Consider the following 14052-nt stretch of genomic DNA (forward strand, 5'->3'; position numbering starts at 1 on the left):
CCGCCGCAGGGCACGCACGGTGAACAGCCCGGCGCCCCCGCCCAGGACCACCACCCGGCGGGGCGTGATGTGATCCTGCATCGAGGATCAGCCTCCGGTGGCGAAGCCGGGGAAGAGCGTCATTCCGCCGTCGACGAAGAGCGTGGTCCCGACGACGTAGTCGAGCAGGTCGGACGCCATGGCGACGACGGCGTTGGCGATGTCGTCCGGGTCTCCCACGCGGCGGTACGGGATCAGGCGCAGCAGGTCGGCCTCGGCCTCGGGGGTGGACCAGGCGTCGCGGTTGATCGGCGTACGGATGGCGCCGGGTGCGACCGCGTTGACCCTGATCCGTTGGGGAGCCAGCTCCTGGGCGAGGGTTGTCATCAGCATGCTCACGCCGCCCTTGGAAGACGCGTAGTTCACGTGGCCCGACCACGGGATGATCTGGTGGACCGAGCTCATACAGATGATCTTTCCCGCCGAACGGGAGACCTCCTCCACCACGCCGCGCCGGATGAACTCCTTGGCGGCCTCCCGCGCGCACAGGAACTGGCCGGTCAGGTTGACGTCGATGACCTTCTGCCACTGGGCGAGCGTCATCTCCGCCACGGCCGCGTCCCGCTGGAGGCCCGCGTTGGCCACCATGATGTCGATGGTGCCGAACTCCTCGACCATCCGCGCGACCATGGCGGTCACCTGGTCCTCATCGGACACGTCGGCTTCATGGGCGTAGGCGCGGACCCCGAAGCTCTCGATCTCCTTCACCACGTTCTCTGCCTCGTGCGCGCCGACGACGTAGTTCACCACGACGTCCGCTCCGGCCCGGCCCAGGGCAACGGCGGTCGCCAGGCCGATGCCCGAGTTGGCGCCGGTCACCAGCGCCTTCTGACCCCTGAGAAGCTGCGCGGACGTGGTCCCGCGATTCTCGACTTTTGCTGCCACCACGATCTCTCCTTCGGCGTTTCGGACGGCACGTCAGCCGAAGACGAGCGGCGTGCATGAGGAGGGTCTGGAGCCAGCCGCTCGCCAGGACAGAAACAGGAGCCGTCGCATACCAGGCCTCCAGACGAAAGCACCCTGCGCCTCGGGCGGGACGAACCGGCACGCACACAGCCGCATTTCGACAGGGCAGGTCACACGGTCGGGCTAGGAGCCGCCCCGGGCCTTCCCCGGCCGGCATCATGCGGCCCACCAGGGGCCAGGATGACGCAAGCCCGCTCGATGATGGCAACGGGGGCGATTGTCGTCCCCGCTGTTGATGGACATCGAGGAATTCCTGTTCGGTCAGCCCTCGGATGCCGGGGTTGCCGACGCCGGCATGTCCCTTTCCCGGGGTGCGGGCGGCGTGTGCGCGGGATACGCTTTGTACTACAAGGTCAGGTTCTTGGGGCGGTTCGGCAGACGCCCGGGCCTCATTCGCGATGCTCAGTTCCTTCCACGGAGACCTTTCTGCGGAGACCTTTGACGGGCGTGGTGCCCCCCTTCGTATGCGCAGGGGTGAGCAACAGCCGAATCCCCTCTTCGAAGGCGCGCTTCGGGCGCCCTACCGGTGTTGCCTCAGGGCCCGCAGCGTTGCAGTCCTGAAACGGAGTTCGGGATGAAAATTGTCGTTGATCTTTCCCGGTGTCAGGGATATGCGCAGTGCGCGTTCCTGGCTCCGGACGCTTTCCGGATGCACGGCGAGGAAGCGCTGATGTACAACCCGGAGCCCGACGACGTCCAGCGCGAACAGGTGCTGCGCGCCGCCGCGGCCTGCCCGCTCCAGGCCATTCTGGTCGACCAGCTGGAGGGGAAAGAGGCACCGGTGGAGGCGTCGCCGTGATGGGCAGCGCCGACGCCTTGCAAGCGTTCCGGCGTGACGGCCGCATCGTGATCGTCGGGGCGTCACTGGCGGGACTGCGGGCCGCGGAGGCTCTGCGCGAGGAGGGCTTCACCGGATCGCTGACCATGATCGGTGACGAGCTGGGCGAGCCCTACGACCGGCCCCCGCTGTCCAAGCAGGTACTGACCGGGTGGGTGGCGGCCGGCAACACCACGCTGCCGCGACGCCGTGACATCGATGCGCAGTGGCTGCTGGGCGTGCCCGCCGACGGGCTGGACCTGGCGACCAACCACGTACATCTCGCCGACGGCCGCGAGGTTCCCTTCGACCGCGTGCTGATCTGCACCGGAGTGCGGGCCCGGCCCTGGTTCGTCGAGGCCGAGGCCGCCCTGGACGGGGTGTTCGTCGTCCGCACTCGCGAGCACGCCGAGAGCCTTCAGCGGGCGATGGCGGCGGGGCCCTCCCGCGTAGTGATCATCGGCGCGGGCTTCACCGGCTCCGAGATCGCCTCCATCTGCCGCGAGCGGGACATCCCGGTGACCGTCGCCGAACTCGCACCGGCCCCGCTGGTCGGCGCACTCGGAGCCATGATCGGTGAGGTCGCGGCGGACATGCAGCGCACCCACGGCGTCGACCTGCGCTGCGGCGTCAAAGTCACCAAGCTGGAAGGCGACGCCCAGGGGCACTTCCGCCGCGCCCACTTCTCCGACGGCAGCACCATCGATGCCGACGTGGCGGTGGTGGCGCTCGGCGGCATCCGCAACACCGAGTGGCTGCGCGGCTCGGGGCTGGCGGCAGGCCCATGGGGCATCGCCTGCGACACAGGCTGCCGCGCCCTCGACCTCAACGGCCTGATCACGGACGACATCTTCGTCGCCGGGGACGTGGCACGCTGCCCCAACCCGATCTACGAATACCGACTCATCTCACTGGAACACTGGGTCAACGCCGTGGAGCAGGCCAAAGTCGCGGCGCACAACATGCTCAGCGCCCAGGCGGACCGCTGGCCACACTTGTCCATCCCGACGTTCTGGTCGATCCAGTTCGGCGTCAACATCAAGTCCGTCGGTGTACCGACCTTCGCCGACGAGGTCATCGTCACCCAGGGCTCCGTGCCCGACCACCGCTTCGTCGCCGCATACGGCTATCAGGGCCGTGTCACCGCGGCAGTCAGCTTCAACAACGCCAAGTGGCTCGACCATTACCGGCAGTTGATCGAGACGGCCGCGCCCTTCCCTCCCCCCTGCCCCACACCCGACGAGCCCGCCGACGCAAAACCCGTGCCCGTCGACTTCCCCAGCCCCAAGCTGCTCGCTCAGGGGGCCACCGTGGTCGTCACCGGCCACGACCCAGGAGAGCGGCGTGTCACCGCCGCGTGGCAGCACCACCGGTAGGAAGGAAGCAGGAGGACACAGGAGGAAAAGCGACATGACCACGACCCACACGCCCGACACCCTGCACCGGATCCTCGACCCCTCCTCCCGCGCCGACCCCTACCCGCTCTACGCCGAACTGCGCAAGACACCAGTGGCCCGCCAGGAGGACGGCAGCTACGTCATCAGCACCTACCGCGAACTCACCGGCATCCTGCACGACCCACACCTGAGCTCCGACGTCCGCCACCTGTCACGGCCCATGCCCGCGGCCGAAGCACACACCACACCCTCGTTCATCAACCTCGACCCGCCCGAGCACGACCGCCTGCGACGCCTGGCCATGCGCCACTTCGGCCCCCCGCACACCCCGGGCCTGGTGACCGGCATGGAACCCGACCTGACCGCCATCGTCAACGGCCTGATCGACGGCTTCGCGGGCAAGGAGCGGATCGACATCGTCGACGACTTCGCCTACCCGTTCCCCGTCACCGTGATCTGCCACCTGCTCGGTGTGCCGCGCGAGGACGAACCACGGTTCCACGTGTGGGTGAACGCCATCGTCGACTCGCTCGACTACAACCCCAAGACCGACCCGAAGGAGAAACTCGACAACGGCATGCAGGCCAGGAAGGATCTGACCCAATACCTCGGCGGACTGCTGGAACAACGCCACGGCCGGCCCGGCGACGACCTCCTGACTCGGATGGCCAACGACGACGGACCCGACGGACGCATGACCGACGACGAAATCGTCAGCACCGCGAACCTGCTGCTCATCGCCGGCCACGAGACCACCGTCAACCTCATCACCAACGGCATGCTCACCCTGCTGCGCCACCCGCAGATACTGCAACGGCTGCGCGACGAACCGGACCTGATCGTGCCGCTCGTCGAGGAACTGCTGCGCTATGAGCCCCCCGTGCACATCATTCCCTGGCGAGCGGCATACAGCGACATCACCGTCGCCGACACCGTCATCCCCAAGGGCTCACAGATCATGCTCATGCTCGCCTCAGGCAGCCGCGACCCGGCCCGCTTTCACGACCCCGACCGCTTCAACCCCGACCGACAGGACAACCAGCACCTGGGCTTCGGGAGCGGCATCCACCTGTGCTTCGGCGGCCCGATGGCTCGACTGGAGACCCAAACCGCCCTGACCGCGCTCGTACGCCGCCTGGAACGCCCCACACTGGTCACCGACCCACCGCCCTACCGGCCCAGCCCCATCCTGCGAGGCCCCATCCACCTGCACATCGAACAGAGCTGACACCGAACGCGGCAGCCGCGGGCATACCCATACGCGTACCACCAGAACCCCATCCGGCTGCCCTGCTGCGCGACGGGGAACCGAAGGCCGATGCCGTTGTCCGCGCCTGCCGGCTGGTGAACGTAGGAGCCGTTGAGCGGCGCGAGCCCGTGCGGGGCGGCCGTCTCGACCCCTGGCCTTGCTGAGCGGCTGATCGCCGTTCAGCGCTACGCATCGCTCACGAGAACAAGCCTCTCAGGATTCCCCAGAGTATTTGTTGGCCCACTGAGCTTGCTATACCGCCGTAGCCTGAGCCGGCGCTGCATCCCTTCCGGCTCCATTCCTCCTTCGAAGACGCCTGGTTGGCGCTGTGCGGTTCGAAGGACGACCATGCATCACACTCAGTTCCGTACATGTGGTACGAGGCATCGATGTGGGAGCCGCCGAAGACCCAATCGGCCATCACGTCGTCGGAGGCTTCGGCGCTCCCCCTGTTCAGGCGGAGCTCCACCTTTCCGACGATCTTGCCTGCCGGGAGGGTTTCGGTCCGGCACTGTCTGACCGGGAACGTGTCGGTCTCTCTCTGGCCACTGGTCTCGGTGGTGCTGTTGGGGTCCTGCTGAACGCTGTAAGTGATCACTGCCCTGGCGACGTACCCGCCCCAGTTACAGACGGTGATGCTGTTGTCGCCGAGGCTGATGGCCGCCGCCCTGTTCAGCACCAGGTTTGCCGGCATGGCGGAGTCCGATTCGTAGTTGTCTGCCGCGCCGCTGGCGCAGTCGGCGAGCGTGGTCCCGTCCACGCACTTGTCCTCGCCGAAGTGGCGGAGCAGGTAGCCGGAGCCGTCACGGTTCGGCTGGAGGTTCCAACGGGTGACGTTGTCGCAGGGAGCGTCGGTGAGGTTCCCGTCAGAGCCCACATCAAGGCACTGTCCCACCGCGTCGTTGTTGAGCAGCCGCACGACCCCGCTGTTGGCTTCGTCCTCGTCAGGGAGAATGATGTAGGTGCCATTGTTCACGCCGATGGTCTGGTAGGCGTCCCCCTCCTCGGCCTGGGCGGCTGGTGCCATGAGCCCCAGGGCCACCACCGACGTGGCCAGCAGGCCCGCGCCCGTACGCACCCTTCGGTTGCGCGGTCCTCGATGAGTGATCATTTTTGTCTCCCTCGGTCAGTTCAGCGCAGCAGCAAGCACGACCTCTGTGAGGCCGGCGCATTCTCGATGGGATGTGGTGAGCGCATCGAGCGCTGCGCAGATAGCCGAAGCATCGAGGGGGCAACCACGATGCAAGGGCGGTCCGCCTTGAGCGTCCAGGTGCGCTTCAACGGGCGGAGCATACGTCCGCGACCGGACCGATACATCCGTCGTTTGAGGTAGGAATCCAGACTTTTTTCCCGCCCGCACCGCCGCCGCGCACCACAGCAACCGCACGCCATCGCTGGAGCACCGTTCCGCCCCGGTCGACGCACCGACGCGGACACGCCTGAGCAGGCACCCCAACTTCCCGCCTTTTGCACGCATTTAAGGAGATTCACCCATGGCCGTTGGTGGCGCACCCGGCTATTCGACGATGCGGATAGCGTTGACTTCGCTGTGCCCTGCCGGGTGGGCGCACATGCCTTCCGCGGCTTGCGCTGATCGAGGGCGCGCGCTCCGGTGAGTCGCGGGCGCCGCAGGAAGGACGGCCTGGAGAAAGTGCAGGCAGGTCTGCTCAGCTGCCGCAGGCGCAGCCCGTGGCAGCTGGCGCGGGCTCGGCGCTCCCGCCCTCACCGTTGCAGCAAGCGTCCCCTTCGAGGACCTGGCTCTTGCCCATCTGGTCGGCATCGGCCTTGACGACGTAGACCTCCCACGGCTCCTTGCCGGGGCCGTGCACCCACACCTTGTCCTGGAGGGCGTAGCAGCAGGAGGTGTCGTTCTCCTCGAACGTCGCGAGGCCGGCGTCCTTGAGGCGGGTGGTGGCAGCGGTGACCTCGTCGGTGCTCTCCACCTCGACGCCGAGGTGATCGAGGCAGGTCTCCTGGCCAGGCTCGCCCTCGATGAGGACGAGCTTGAGCGGCGGGGTGGTGATGGCGAAGTTCGCGTAGCCGGGGCGCCGCTTGGCGGGCTCGGCCCCGAACAGCTTGGAGTAGAAGGCGACGGACGCTTCGAGGTCGGCGACGTTGAGCGCGAGCTGGACACGGGACACGGCGGTCTCCCTGAAGCAGTTTGCATTGATGCCTGACGATTCAAGGTTGCATCGTGGATCGAAGAACGTCAACATAGAAGAATGTCGAAACAAGAGCTTGTGGTGCTCGGCCAGGACGGCACCGACGAGTGCTGCCCCGGTCTGCTGACCGCCCCGCTGGACGAGGATCAGGCGGAGACGCTGGCGAAGGTGTTCAAGGCCCTGGGAGACCCGGTCCGGCTGCGGTTGCTGTCGATGATCGCCTCGCGGTCCGGCGGGGAGGTCTGCGTTTGCGACCTCACCCCCGCCTTCGACCTGTCCCAGCCGACGATCTCCCACCACCTGAAACTGCTGAAGCAGGCCGGACTGATCGACTCTGAGCGGCGCGGGACGTGGGTGTACTACCGGTTGCTGCCCGAGATGACCGACCAACTCGCCGCGCTCCTCACCCGTCCCGCCGGCCGGCCCCTGCCCGCCCCCGCACCCGCTGGGGCCGCCTCGTGAGCCCCGGCACTCGGGTATCCGCGGGGCCGGTCGCCGCGCGGCTGTCGTTCCTGGACCGGTTCCTGGCTGTGTGGATCCTCGCCGCGATGGCCGCTGGCCTGGGGCTGGGACGCCTCGTCCCCGGCCTGGGCGACGCACTCGCGAAGGTCACCGTCACGGGGGTCTCGCTGCCGATCGCGCTCGGCCTGCTGGTGATGATGTACCCGGTCCTCGCGAAGGTCCGCTACGACCGTCTGGACACTGTCACCCGCGACCGGCGCCTGCTGATCCCCTCGCTGGCCCTGAACTGGGTCGTGGGTCCGGCGCTGATGTTCGCGCTCGCCTGGCTGTTCCTGCCGGATCTGCCTGAGTACCGCACCGGCCTGATCATCGTGGGCCTGGCCCGCTGCATCGCCATGGTCATCATCTGGAACGATCTCGCCTGCGGCGACCGCGAGGCCGCCGCCGTCCTGGTCGCCCTGAACAGCGTCTTCCAGGTCCTCGCCCTCAGCCTGCTCGGGTGGTTCTATCTGTCCGTCCTGCCCGGCTGGCTCGGCCTTCAGCAGACCGCGCTCGACGTATCCGTGTGGGAGATCGCCCGCAGTGTGCTGATCTTCCTCGGCATCCCGCTGCTGGCCGGCTTCCTCACCCGCCGCCTCGGCGAGAAGGCCAAGGGCCGCACCTGGTACGAGACGAAGCTGATGCCCCGCATCGGGCCGTTCGCCCTGTACGGACTGCTGTTCACCATCGTGGTGCTGTTCGCCCTCCAGGGCGACGCCATCACCTCCCAGCCCCTCGACGTCGCCCGGATCGCGCTGCCGCTGCTGGTCTACTTCGCGCTGATGTGGGCCGGGTCCATGGCCGTGGGCCGCACCGTGGGACTCGGCTACCCGAGGGCGACGACGCTCGCGTTCACCGCCGCGGGCAACAACTTCGAACTGGCCATCGCGGTCGCCATCGCCACCTTCGGCGCCACCTCCGGCCAGGCCCTCGCCGGAGTCGTCGGCCCGCTCATCGAGGTCCCCGTCCTCATCGGCCTCGTCTACGTCGCCCTCGCCGCCCGCCGCTACTTCCCCCAGTCCACCCCGGCGACCGAACCTGCCGCCACCCCGGAAGGTCCCGTCCATGTCTGACCCCAAGCCATCCGTGCTGTTCGTGTGCGTTCATAACGCCGGTCGCTCCCAGATGGCCGCCGCCTTCCTCACCCACCTCGCGGGCGGGACCGTGGAGGTCCACTCCGCCGGGTCCGCACCGGCCGACGCAGTGAACCCGGCTGCTGTCCAGGCGATGGCCGAGGTGGGCATCGACATGGCGACTGAGACGCCGAAGGTACTGACCGTCGAAGCCGTGCAGGCTTCCGACGTGGTGATCACCATGGGCTGCGGCGACACCTGCCCAGTCTTCCCCGGCAAGGCATACCTCGACTGGGAGCTCGACGACCCCGCCGGCCAGGGCATCGCCGCCGTCCGCCCGATCCGCGACGAGATCGAACAGCGCATCCGCCAACTGCTCGCAGAACTGCTGCCCGGCAACGGCTGACCCGTCGACCAGGTCAGCGATTCCTGACGCCCCGATCACTGGTCGCCGACACGTCTGGCGATCTCGGCCCCGTAGGCGGGACTGAAACCGCTTGCCTCGGCGTCCCAGTTGTCGGCGGTGGACTGGCTGAGGCCCAGCAACCTGGTGAAGACGTGGGCGGGCAGTTCAGAGGCGATGTGCATGAGCGAGGCGTTGCGCGACACACACGGCCGGATGCCGAGGCGCCCCAGGCGGCGTCCCGAGGCTGTGTGGTTCGAGTGGCCGTCCGGCGTAGGCGCCGGGAAACAGCCAGACGGGTTCGTGCCCAGCGAGCAAGGGCGCGCGGCCGTGCCGGTGGCGCACCAGGTCGCGGATGAGGTCATCGAGCGGTGCGGGCATGTCTGCGGGTTGTTGCCAAGGCGCAGCTGGACGGTGTGGCCGTTGTCGATGACGTGCTCGGTGGTAAGGCGGCAGATCCGCGAGGCGGGCTGTGCGAACAGCAGCAACAGTAGGCCGGCGCCCCACTGTGATCGCACGCCCCGCCGAAGTGTTCGGCGCACCTCCTCACTCGGCGGCCACCGTCGCCTGCCACGCGCCCGGGCGTTTGCCTGTGGCCTTGTGGAAGAACACCGAGAAGTTGGATGCGTCGGAGAAGCCGAGTATGTCGGCACAGCGGGCGGCGGTGAGGCGGTCGTGTGCGAGGAGCCGTTTGGCTTCCAGGGTGATCCGTTCGACGATGTACGCCTTCGCGGTGCGGCCGGTGGCCTGCTGCACCGCTCGTGAGAGGGTGCGGGGCGCGTATCCCAGCGCACGGGCGTAGTAGCCGGCGTCGTGGTGTTGCCGGTAGTGCGCTTCGACGCTGGAGCGGAACAACCGGAACACCGGATGTGTGAGCCGTGCTTCGGCGTGCGGTGGGTGCAGCCGGGTGATGAGCGCGGAGAGCAGGATTTCGGGCAGCTCCGTCGAGGAGTCACTGGGTGGGGCGGATGCTTCGAGGAGGAGATGGCTGCGCGCCGTGTCGACGAAGGGCCAGTCGGCGTCGGGGATGCTCCAGTGCGCGGCCAGGTCCGGGGAGGCGACGAGTTCTCGGGTGGTGTGGGTGACCGGCGCGGTCGGCACGAACAGTACGAGGTGCCCTGCCACTTCGGCGATGTCGTCCCACCGGTGCACCGCGCCGGGGGGAATCCACACCGCGGACCGATCTTGGAGCGGGTGGAGGTGGAAATCGACCGTGACCGATCCGGGTCCGGCGTCGATGACGGCAAGGACGTGGAAGTCGGCGCGCTGCGTGCCGCCGTCGTTCAGCTCGCGAAGGCGGCCGAACGTCATCGTCTCGACCGAGGCGGCGCGGCGTCCTGCGGGCTGGTAGGTCATCTGCCGGATCACGCTCACGTGTCCAGTTTTCACCATCGGGCGACCAGTCACGCCGATGCCCCGTCCGGGTGCAGAAGTTTCCATGAATACACAGGGCAATCGCCTGGAGCATCGAACGGAAGAGCCATCATGAACACAACGCAGCAGACGCTTCTGCCCGCTTACGACCATCGGCCGGGGACCGGGCCGACTCTGGTGTTCCTGCACTATTGGGGTGGTTCTTCCCGCACCTGGGACCTCGTCCTCGACCGCCTGGCGGGCCGTGACGTGCTCACGGTCGACTTCCGCGGGTGGAGCCGGTCGAGCGCTCTGCCCGGTCCCTATACGCTCGGTCAGCTCGCCGACGACACGCTCGCCGTGCTCGCGGATGCGGGGGTCACCGACTACGTCCTGGTGGGGCATTCGATGGGGGGTAAGGTCGCACAGCTGGTCGCGGCCACCCGGCCCGCCGGCTTGCGCGGCATCGTTCTCGTCGGCTCCGGCCCGGCGAAGCCCGCCGCACAGGTCACTCCCGAGTACCAGGAAGCCCTGTCGCACGCCTACGACTCCGCCGAGTCCGTGGCCGGGGCACGGGATCACGTCCTCACCGCGACCGAGCTGCCCGCTCCGGTCAAGGCGCAGATCGTGACCGATTCGCGGACCGTCACCGACGCCGCCCGCACCGAGTGGCCGCAGCGCGGCATCGCGCAGGACATCACCGAGCACACGCGCATGGTCAGCGTGCCCGCTCTCGTCGTCGCCGGAGAACACGACCAGGTGGAGCCCGTCGGCGTGCTCCGCGACAACCTGGTGCCCTACCTCTCCCAAGCCGACTTCGTGGTGGTCCCCCACACCGGTCACCTGATCCCGCTGGAAGCCCCGGCCGACCTCGTCGACGCCATCAACGCATTCGCGCCGGCAGCCTGACCGTCCCCGCGGCCCGACGACGGGCTGTGCCCCTGACCACCCGCCCACGGGGCCGGGACAGGCCCTGCCGCGTTGCACCGCACCCGACAGATCTGCTTGTACGCCGGCCGCACAGCGGCCGGCACCGCATCGTGGACGACCTGTTCCCCGAGCCAGCCGCCCGGGTCCGGGGCAACGCGGTGAGCGGCGCCCGTCACGCACCAGTCCCTCCCCGTCTCACGCCCCCAACGGGCCCAGCGACCCCCTTCTTGTGACTTCTCGCGCACCCTCGCGGAGCGGACGAAGAGGCGTCCGAACAGCACGATCGGCAGGGTACGGGTCACTGACCCCGCCCGCTCAGGGTCGTCACGTGGGTCACGGATCGCTCTCCGAGAGGGCGTACGCGACGCCGCCGCTCAATCGAAACGACTTTCAGACCTATTGCGCTGCCCTCACAGCCCCTGGCCCCGAACGCAGAAGCCCCCGCCGGAGCCAGCCGACGGGGGCCTCATCTCTCAGCCGCTATCACACGCCTATCACCAACAGCGTCGATGCACCTGGACCACAAGGGCCCGACCCGCGAAAACGCTCCTGACCTAGACCACCTGGACGGCACAGGTCGCTTCCGACAACCTGTGCCAGGTGGGACCGTCAGCTCGGAGCGGGCGGCTGCGGCCAATCCAACAGAGCCGCAGCCCTAAGGTCTGCAACGGCCAAGATACGGACCATGTCCGGGCCAGCGGTCCCGGCAAAGTCCCCACCGCTGCCATACCCGCAGGTCAGCGAGCTGCTTGCGCTGTACCACCAGCAGACGAAGACTTGTTGGTGTCGTACTCGGCGAAGAAACTCGGCTTCCTCTAAGGGCACGAAGAAGGGCGCCTGAACCTGGGGTTTTACCGGTCAGGCGCCTTTCCGTACGGCCCGCTCAGTGCAAAGCCCGGCTCACCTGGTGACTCGCGACTCCTCCCACCGCTGCCCGCTGCTGACCGACGCTCCCGGACCGGTCACGGACCGAAATCCGGTTGAGCAGTGCCCTGGGGCCGGGGCAAGCGCCAGCGGTGCGGGGCGCGGTGCGCGCTCAGCGCCGGGGGCGCTGCCCGCTCAGTGGGCGAAGCCCCAGTCGAGCATCTTGGTGGCGTCGTCGAAGCGGCCCTCGTCGTCCTTGAGGATCGCGCCGACCAGGGTGCGGTTGTCCCGCTCGGCGGCGAAGACGAGGGCGTAGCCGGCCTCCGGGCCGCTGCCCGTCTTGATGCCCAGAGCACCGTCATAGCTGCTCAGCAGCTTGTTGGTGGTGTCCCAGGTGTAGTACCGGATGTGCCCGTTGGCCGCCAGGGCCTCGGTCTTGAACTGCTTCTTCTTCACGATGTCGGCGAACACCGGCCGCAGCATCGCGCGCTGGCCGAGCTTGGCCAGGTCGCGGGCGGTGCTGTGGTTGTTGCCGTGCGAGATGCCGTCGAATCCGTCGAAGTGCGTGCCGGTCAGGCCCAGTTGCTGTGCCTCGACGTTCATCTGGTGCACGAAGTCGGCGATCCGCGCCTCCGCGGTGTCCCCGGAGCCGAGGTTGTCGGCCAGAGCCATCGCGGCGTCGTCGCCGGACGGGATCAGCAGGGCGTGCAGCAACTGCTCAACGGTCAGCGTGTCGCCGGTCTGGAGGTCGGCGGTGCTGCCGCCGACCTTCTGCACGTAGTCCCGGTACTCCTGCTTCACGGTGATCTGCCGGTTCAGCCACTCCGGATGCTTGAGCACCACGAGGGCCGTCATGACCTTGGTAGTGCTGGCCATGGACACGCTCTCGTCCGCCTTGGCCCCGCCCCACAGCTCCCGCTCCTGGCTGCCGTCGCGGGCGTCCAGCAGGAAGGCGTGGTCGGCGTTGACCTGAGGAGCGTCCTGGTCGTTCGCGTCCTGCGCACCGGCGGCCTCGCCCCGGACCACGCGCTGCGCTGCATGGCGCTGCGCACCCTCCTTCTGGGCGGCCGTGGTGGTGGCCTCGCCACCCTGCCGGCCGTTCTCGTCCGCGGAATGCGTGGCATCGGGCGTGGCCGCCTGGGCGAGGCCCCCGGCGCTGATCGGCAGGGCGGCACCGACAAGTGCCACTATCGCGATCCGGACTCCGGTGCGGTGTATTCGGTTGGGGCGGGCGTGGGCACCCATAGGGCATCCCTCCTCCGGCGAAGGGACGCCGGTGCATAGTCGTAACTCGGTTCATGGCGAATCTACTTGCAGAATAAGAGCGACGATCAAGCAGGCCACGTCAAACCCACGTGACGGGGTTCATCTCTGTGGACGTGTGGCGCCAGGCCAACTGGGAGAAGTTCGCTCAGGAGGTTGGAGACGCTCGCCAGTCGAGACGCTTCTCCGGCAGATGCACCCACTGCATTCCGGTCTGGAACTTGGAGACGATCGCGTCGATCGCCTGCCGGTGATCACGCCAGCGTCCACCCCGCTTCGGCGTCCCATCCGGCAACAGCGCGATTCGCGCCACTGCACGTCTACCAAAGACGCACCCGACCAACGGCCGGCAGATCCAAACGAATCTGCCCAGCCCTACGTGCCACGGCCTCAGCCAACCACCAGCGTGTGATCGCCGACGCCTTCTTGGCAAGATCCGGACCATTCCCGGACCAGCGGGTCACCGAACAGCATACCCACCAGCATCTTGGCAGGTCAGCGCCACTGAAGGACGTGTTCCGCCCGCAGACGAAGAACGTGCTGGTGCCGTACTCGCCGATGCTCCGGCCCGGGCGGAACCGTGGCAGGTGTCTCGGCCGGCTCTCGGCGCGGCCATCAGCACAGGGGACGTCGACCCGATCAGAGTCGTTGCCCCTTGCCGCGCGCACGCTGTGTCGCTTTATCGAGACCTCCATGACCTCCCCGCGCCCCCTCTTGCAACACGTCTGAACACCCCACTCACCCAATCGAGCGATCACGTTCCCGCCGGGCACGCCATGCAGCCCAACCGCGCGAGCGTCCCTACTACCTGGGAGCAGACCCAGCCGCAGCAAAGCCGTACGCCCTCCTGCGCGACGCCATGCATGAGAGCGGCCTGGCTGCCGTTGCCCGCGTCGCGCTGCGCAGCCCTTCTCCGAACTTAGGGCTGGTCTGTCCCAAGCCTCTGATCCGTAGCTCTCTCAAACCGAATTGGTGATGCCAGAGGGATCACAGCGAGATGTTCCGGAGAGCGAGAGCCCGCTCCGTCTGCCGCCT

Annotated in this window: 14 protein-coding genes; 8 read left to right on the top strand and 6 right to left on the bottom strand. The window is 68.0% G+C overall.

Going from position 1 to position 14052, the window contains the following annotated elements; translation table 11 throughout:
* Positions 1 to 87: 87 nt before the first annotated feature.
* Positions 88 to 924 (bottom strand): SDR family oxidoreductase, encoded by an 837-nt coding sequence (locus AC3EUV_RS30805; RefSeq protein ID WP_432144796.1) that lies wholly within the window; start codon positions 922 to 924, stop codon positions 88 to 90.
* 655 nt (positions 925 to 1579) lie between these two features.
* On the opposite strand from AC3EUV_RS30805, the gene AC3EUV_RS30810 reads away from it, so the two are divergent.
* The 3 genes from AC3EUV_RS30810 to AC3EUV_RS30820 are packed head-to-tail and all read left to right on the top strand — an operon-like array spanning position 1580 to position 4447.
* Positions 1580 to 1804 carry a ferredoxin gene (locus tag AC3EUV_RS30810; RefSeq protein WP_435604352.1) on the top strand — a complete coding sequence of 75 codons (225 nt, stop codon included), beginning with the start codon at positions 1580 to 1582 and terminating at the stop codon, positions 1802 to 1804.
* Entirely contained in the window at positions 1804 to 3198 is a 1395-nt protein-coding gene (locus AC3EUV_RS30815; RefSeq protein ID WP_435604353.1) for an NAD(P)/FAD-dependent oxidoreductase, read from the top strand. The genes AC3EUV_RS30810 and AC3EUV_RS30815 overlap by 1 nt, the downstream gene beginning before the upstream one ends.
* Before the next feature lie 34 nt (positions 3199 to 3232).
* Positions 3233 to 4447 (top strand): cytochrome P450, encoded by a 1215-nt coding sequence (locus tag AC3EUV_RS30820; protein ID WP_432144743.1) that lies wholly within the window; start codon positions 3233 to 3235, stop codon positions 4445 to 4447.
* A gap of 217 nt (positions 4448 to 4664) precedes the next feature.
* Here AC3EUV_RS30820 and AC3EUV_RS30825 read toward each other — a convergent pair whose 3' ends face one another.
* Together AC3EUV_RS30825 and AC3EUV_RS30830 are read right to left on the bottom strand one after the other, a co-directional pair.
* Positions 4665 to 5579, bottom strand: coding sequence for a hypothetical protein (locus AC3EUV_RS30825; protein ID WP_432144742.1), 915 nt, complete (start codon positions 5577 to 5579; stop codon positions 4665 to 4667).
* Between the two features lie 556 nt (positions 5580 to 6135).
* Positions 6136 to 6609, bottom strand: a complete 474-nt coding sequence (locus tag AC3EUV_RS30830) for an ArsI/CadI family heavy metal resistance metalloenzyme (protein WP_435604354.1) — start codon at positions 6607 to 6609, stop codon at positions 6136 to 6138.
* Positions 6610 to 6690: 81 nt separating this feature from the next.
* On the opposite strand from AC3EUV_RS30830, the gene AC3EUV_RS30835 reads away from it, so the two are divergent.
* Genes AC3EUV_RS30835 through AC3EUV_RS30845 form a run of 3 tightly spaced genes read left to right on the top strand, consistent with a single transcriptional unit; the run spans position 6691 to position 8610 of the window.
* Positions 6691 to 7092 (top strand): ArsR/SmtB family transcription factor, encoded by a 402-nt coding sequence (locus AC3EUV_RS30835; protein WP_432144740.1) that lies wholly within the window; start codon positions 6691 to 6693, stop codon positions 7090 to 7092.
* On the top strand, positions 7089 to 8204 hold the full coding sequence (arsB, locus tag AC3EUV_RS30840; protein WP_435604355.1) for an ACR3 family arsenite efflux transporter: 1116 nt from the start codon (positions 7089 to 7091) through the stop codon (positions 8202 to 8204). The genes AC3EUV_RS30835 and arsB overlap by 4 nt, the downstream gene beginning before the upstream one ends.
* A complete protein-coding gene (locus tag AC3EUV_RS30845; protein WP_435604356.1) occupies positions 8197 to 8610 on the top strand; it encodes an arsenate reductase ArsC in 414 nt (137 codons plus the stop codon). The genes arsB and AC3EUV_RS30845 overlap by 8 nt, the downstream gene beginning before the upstream one ends.
* Before the next feature lie 35 nt (positions 8611 to 8645).
* On the opposite strand, the gene AC3EUV_RS30850 is transcribed toward AC3EUV_RS30845, so the two are convergent.
* Positions 8646 to 9125 carry a hypothetical protein gene (locus AC3EUV_RS30850; RefSeq protein WP_435604357.1) on the bottom strand — a complete coding sequence of 160 codons (480 nt, stop codon included), beginning with the start codon at positions 9123 to 9125 and terminating at the stop codon, positions 8646 to 8648.
* A gap of 28 nt (positions 9126 to 9153) precedes the next feature.
* Positions 9154 to 9981: a helix-turn-helix domain-containing protein gene (locus tag AC3EUV_RS30855; RefSeq protein WP_435604358.1), complete on the bottom strand. Its 828-nt coding sequence runs from the start codon at positions 9979 to 9981 to the stop codon at positions 9154 to 9156.
* Positions 9982 to 10092: 111 nt separating this feature from the next.
* Here AC3EUV_RS30855 and AC3EUV_RS30860 point away from each other — a divergent pair, with 111 nt between their 5' ends.
* Positions 10093 to 10869 (top strand): alpha/beta fold hydrolase, encoded by a 777-nt coding sequence (locus AC3EUV_RS30860; RefSeq protein ID WP_432144735.1) that lies wholly within the window; start codon positions 10093 to 10095, stop codon positions 10867 to 10869.
* A 1080-nt stretch (positions 10870 to 11949) separates the two neighbouring features.
* On the opposite strand, the gene AC3EUV_RS30865 is transcribed toward AC3EUV_RS30860, so the two are convergent.
* Complete coding sequence (locus tag AC3EUV_RS30865) at positions 11950 to 12999, bottom strand: D-alanyl-D-alanine carboxypeptidase family protein (RefSeq protein WP_432144734.1); 1050 nt, start codon at positions 12997 to 12999, stop codon at positions 11950 to 11952.
* 763 nt (positions 13000 to 13762) lie between these two features.
* On the opposite strand from AC3EUV_RS30865, the gene AC3EUV_RS30870 reads away from it, so the two are divergent.
* Entirely contained in the window at positions 13763 to 13993 is a 231-nt protein-coding gene (locus AC3EUV_RS30870; RefSeq protein ID WP_432144795.1) for a Ku protein, read from the top strand.
* Positions 13994 to 14052: the final 59 nt, after the last annotated feature.

It is taken from the genome of Streptomyces sp. bgisy130 (genome assembly GCF_057708345.1).

Excerpts from the sequence above, each read along its gene's own strand:
- AC3EUV_RS30810 (WP_435604352.1), top strand. The coding sequence starts at position 1,580 with ATGAAAATTGTCGTTGATCTTTCCCGGTGTCAGGGATATGCGCAGTGC.
- AC3EUV_RS30860 (WP_432144735.1), top strand. The coding sequence starts at position 10,093 with ATGAACACAACGCAGCAGACGCTTCTGCCCGCTTACGACCATCGGCCG.
- AC3EUV_RS30835 (WP_432144740.1), top strand. The coding sequence starts at position 6,691 with ATGTCGAAACAAGAGCTTGTGGTGCTCGGCCAGGACGGCACCGACGAG.
- AC3EUV_RS30845 (WP_435604356.1), top strand. The coding sequence starts at position 8,197 with ATGTCTGACCCCAAGCCATCCGTGCTGTTCGTGTGCGTTCATAACGCC.
- AC3EUV_RS30865 (WP_432144734.1), bottom strand. The coding sequence starts at position 12,999 with ATGGGTGCCCACGCCCGCCCCAACCGAATACACCGCACCGGAGTCCGG.
- AC3EUV_RS30825 (WP_432144742.1), bottom strand. The coding sequence starts at position 5,579 with ATGATCACTCATCGAGGACCGCGCAACCGAAGGGTGCGTACGGGCGCG.
- AC3EUV_RS30820 (WP_432144743.1), top strand. The coding sequence starts at position 3,233 with ATGACCACGACCCACACGCCCGACACCCTGCACCGGATCCTCGACCCC.
- AC3EUV_RS30815 (WP_435604353.1), top strand. The coding sequence starts at position 1,804 with ATGGGCAGCGCCGACGCCTTGCAAGCGTTCCGGCGTGACGGCCGCATC.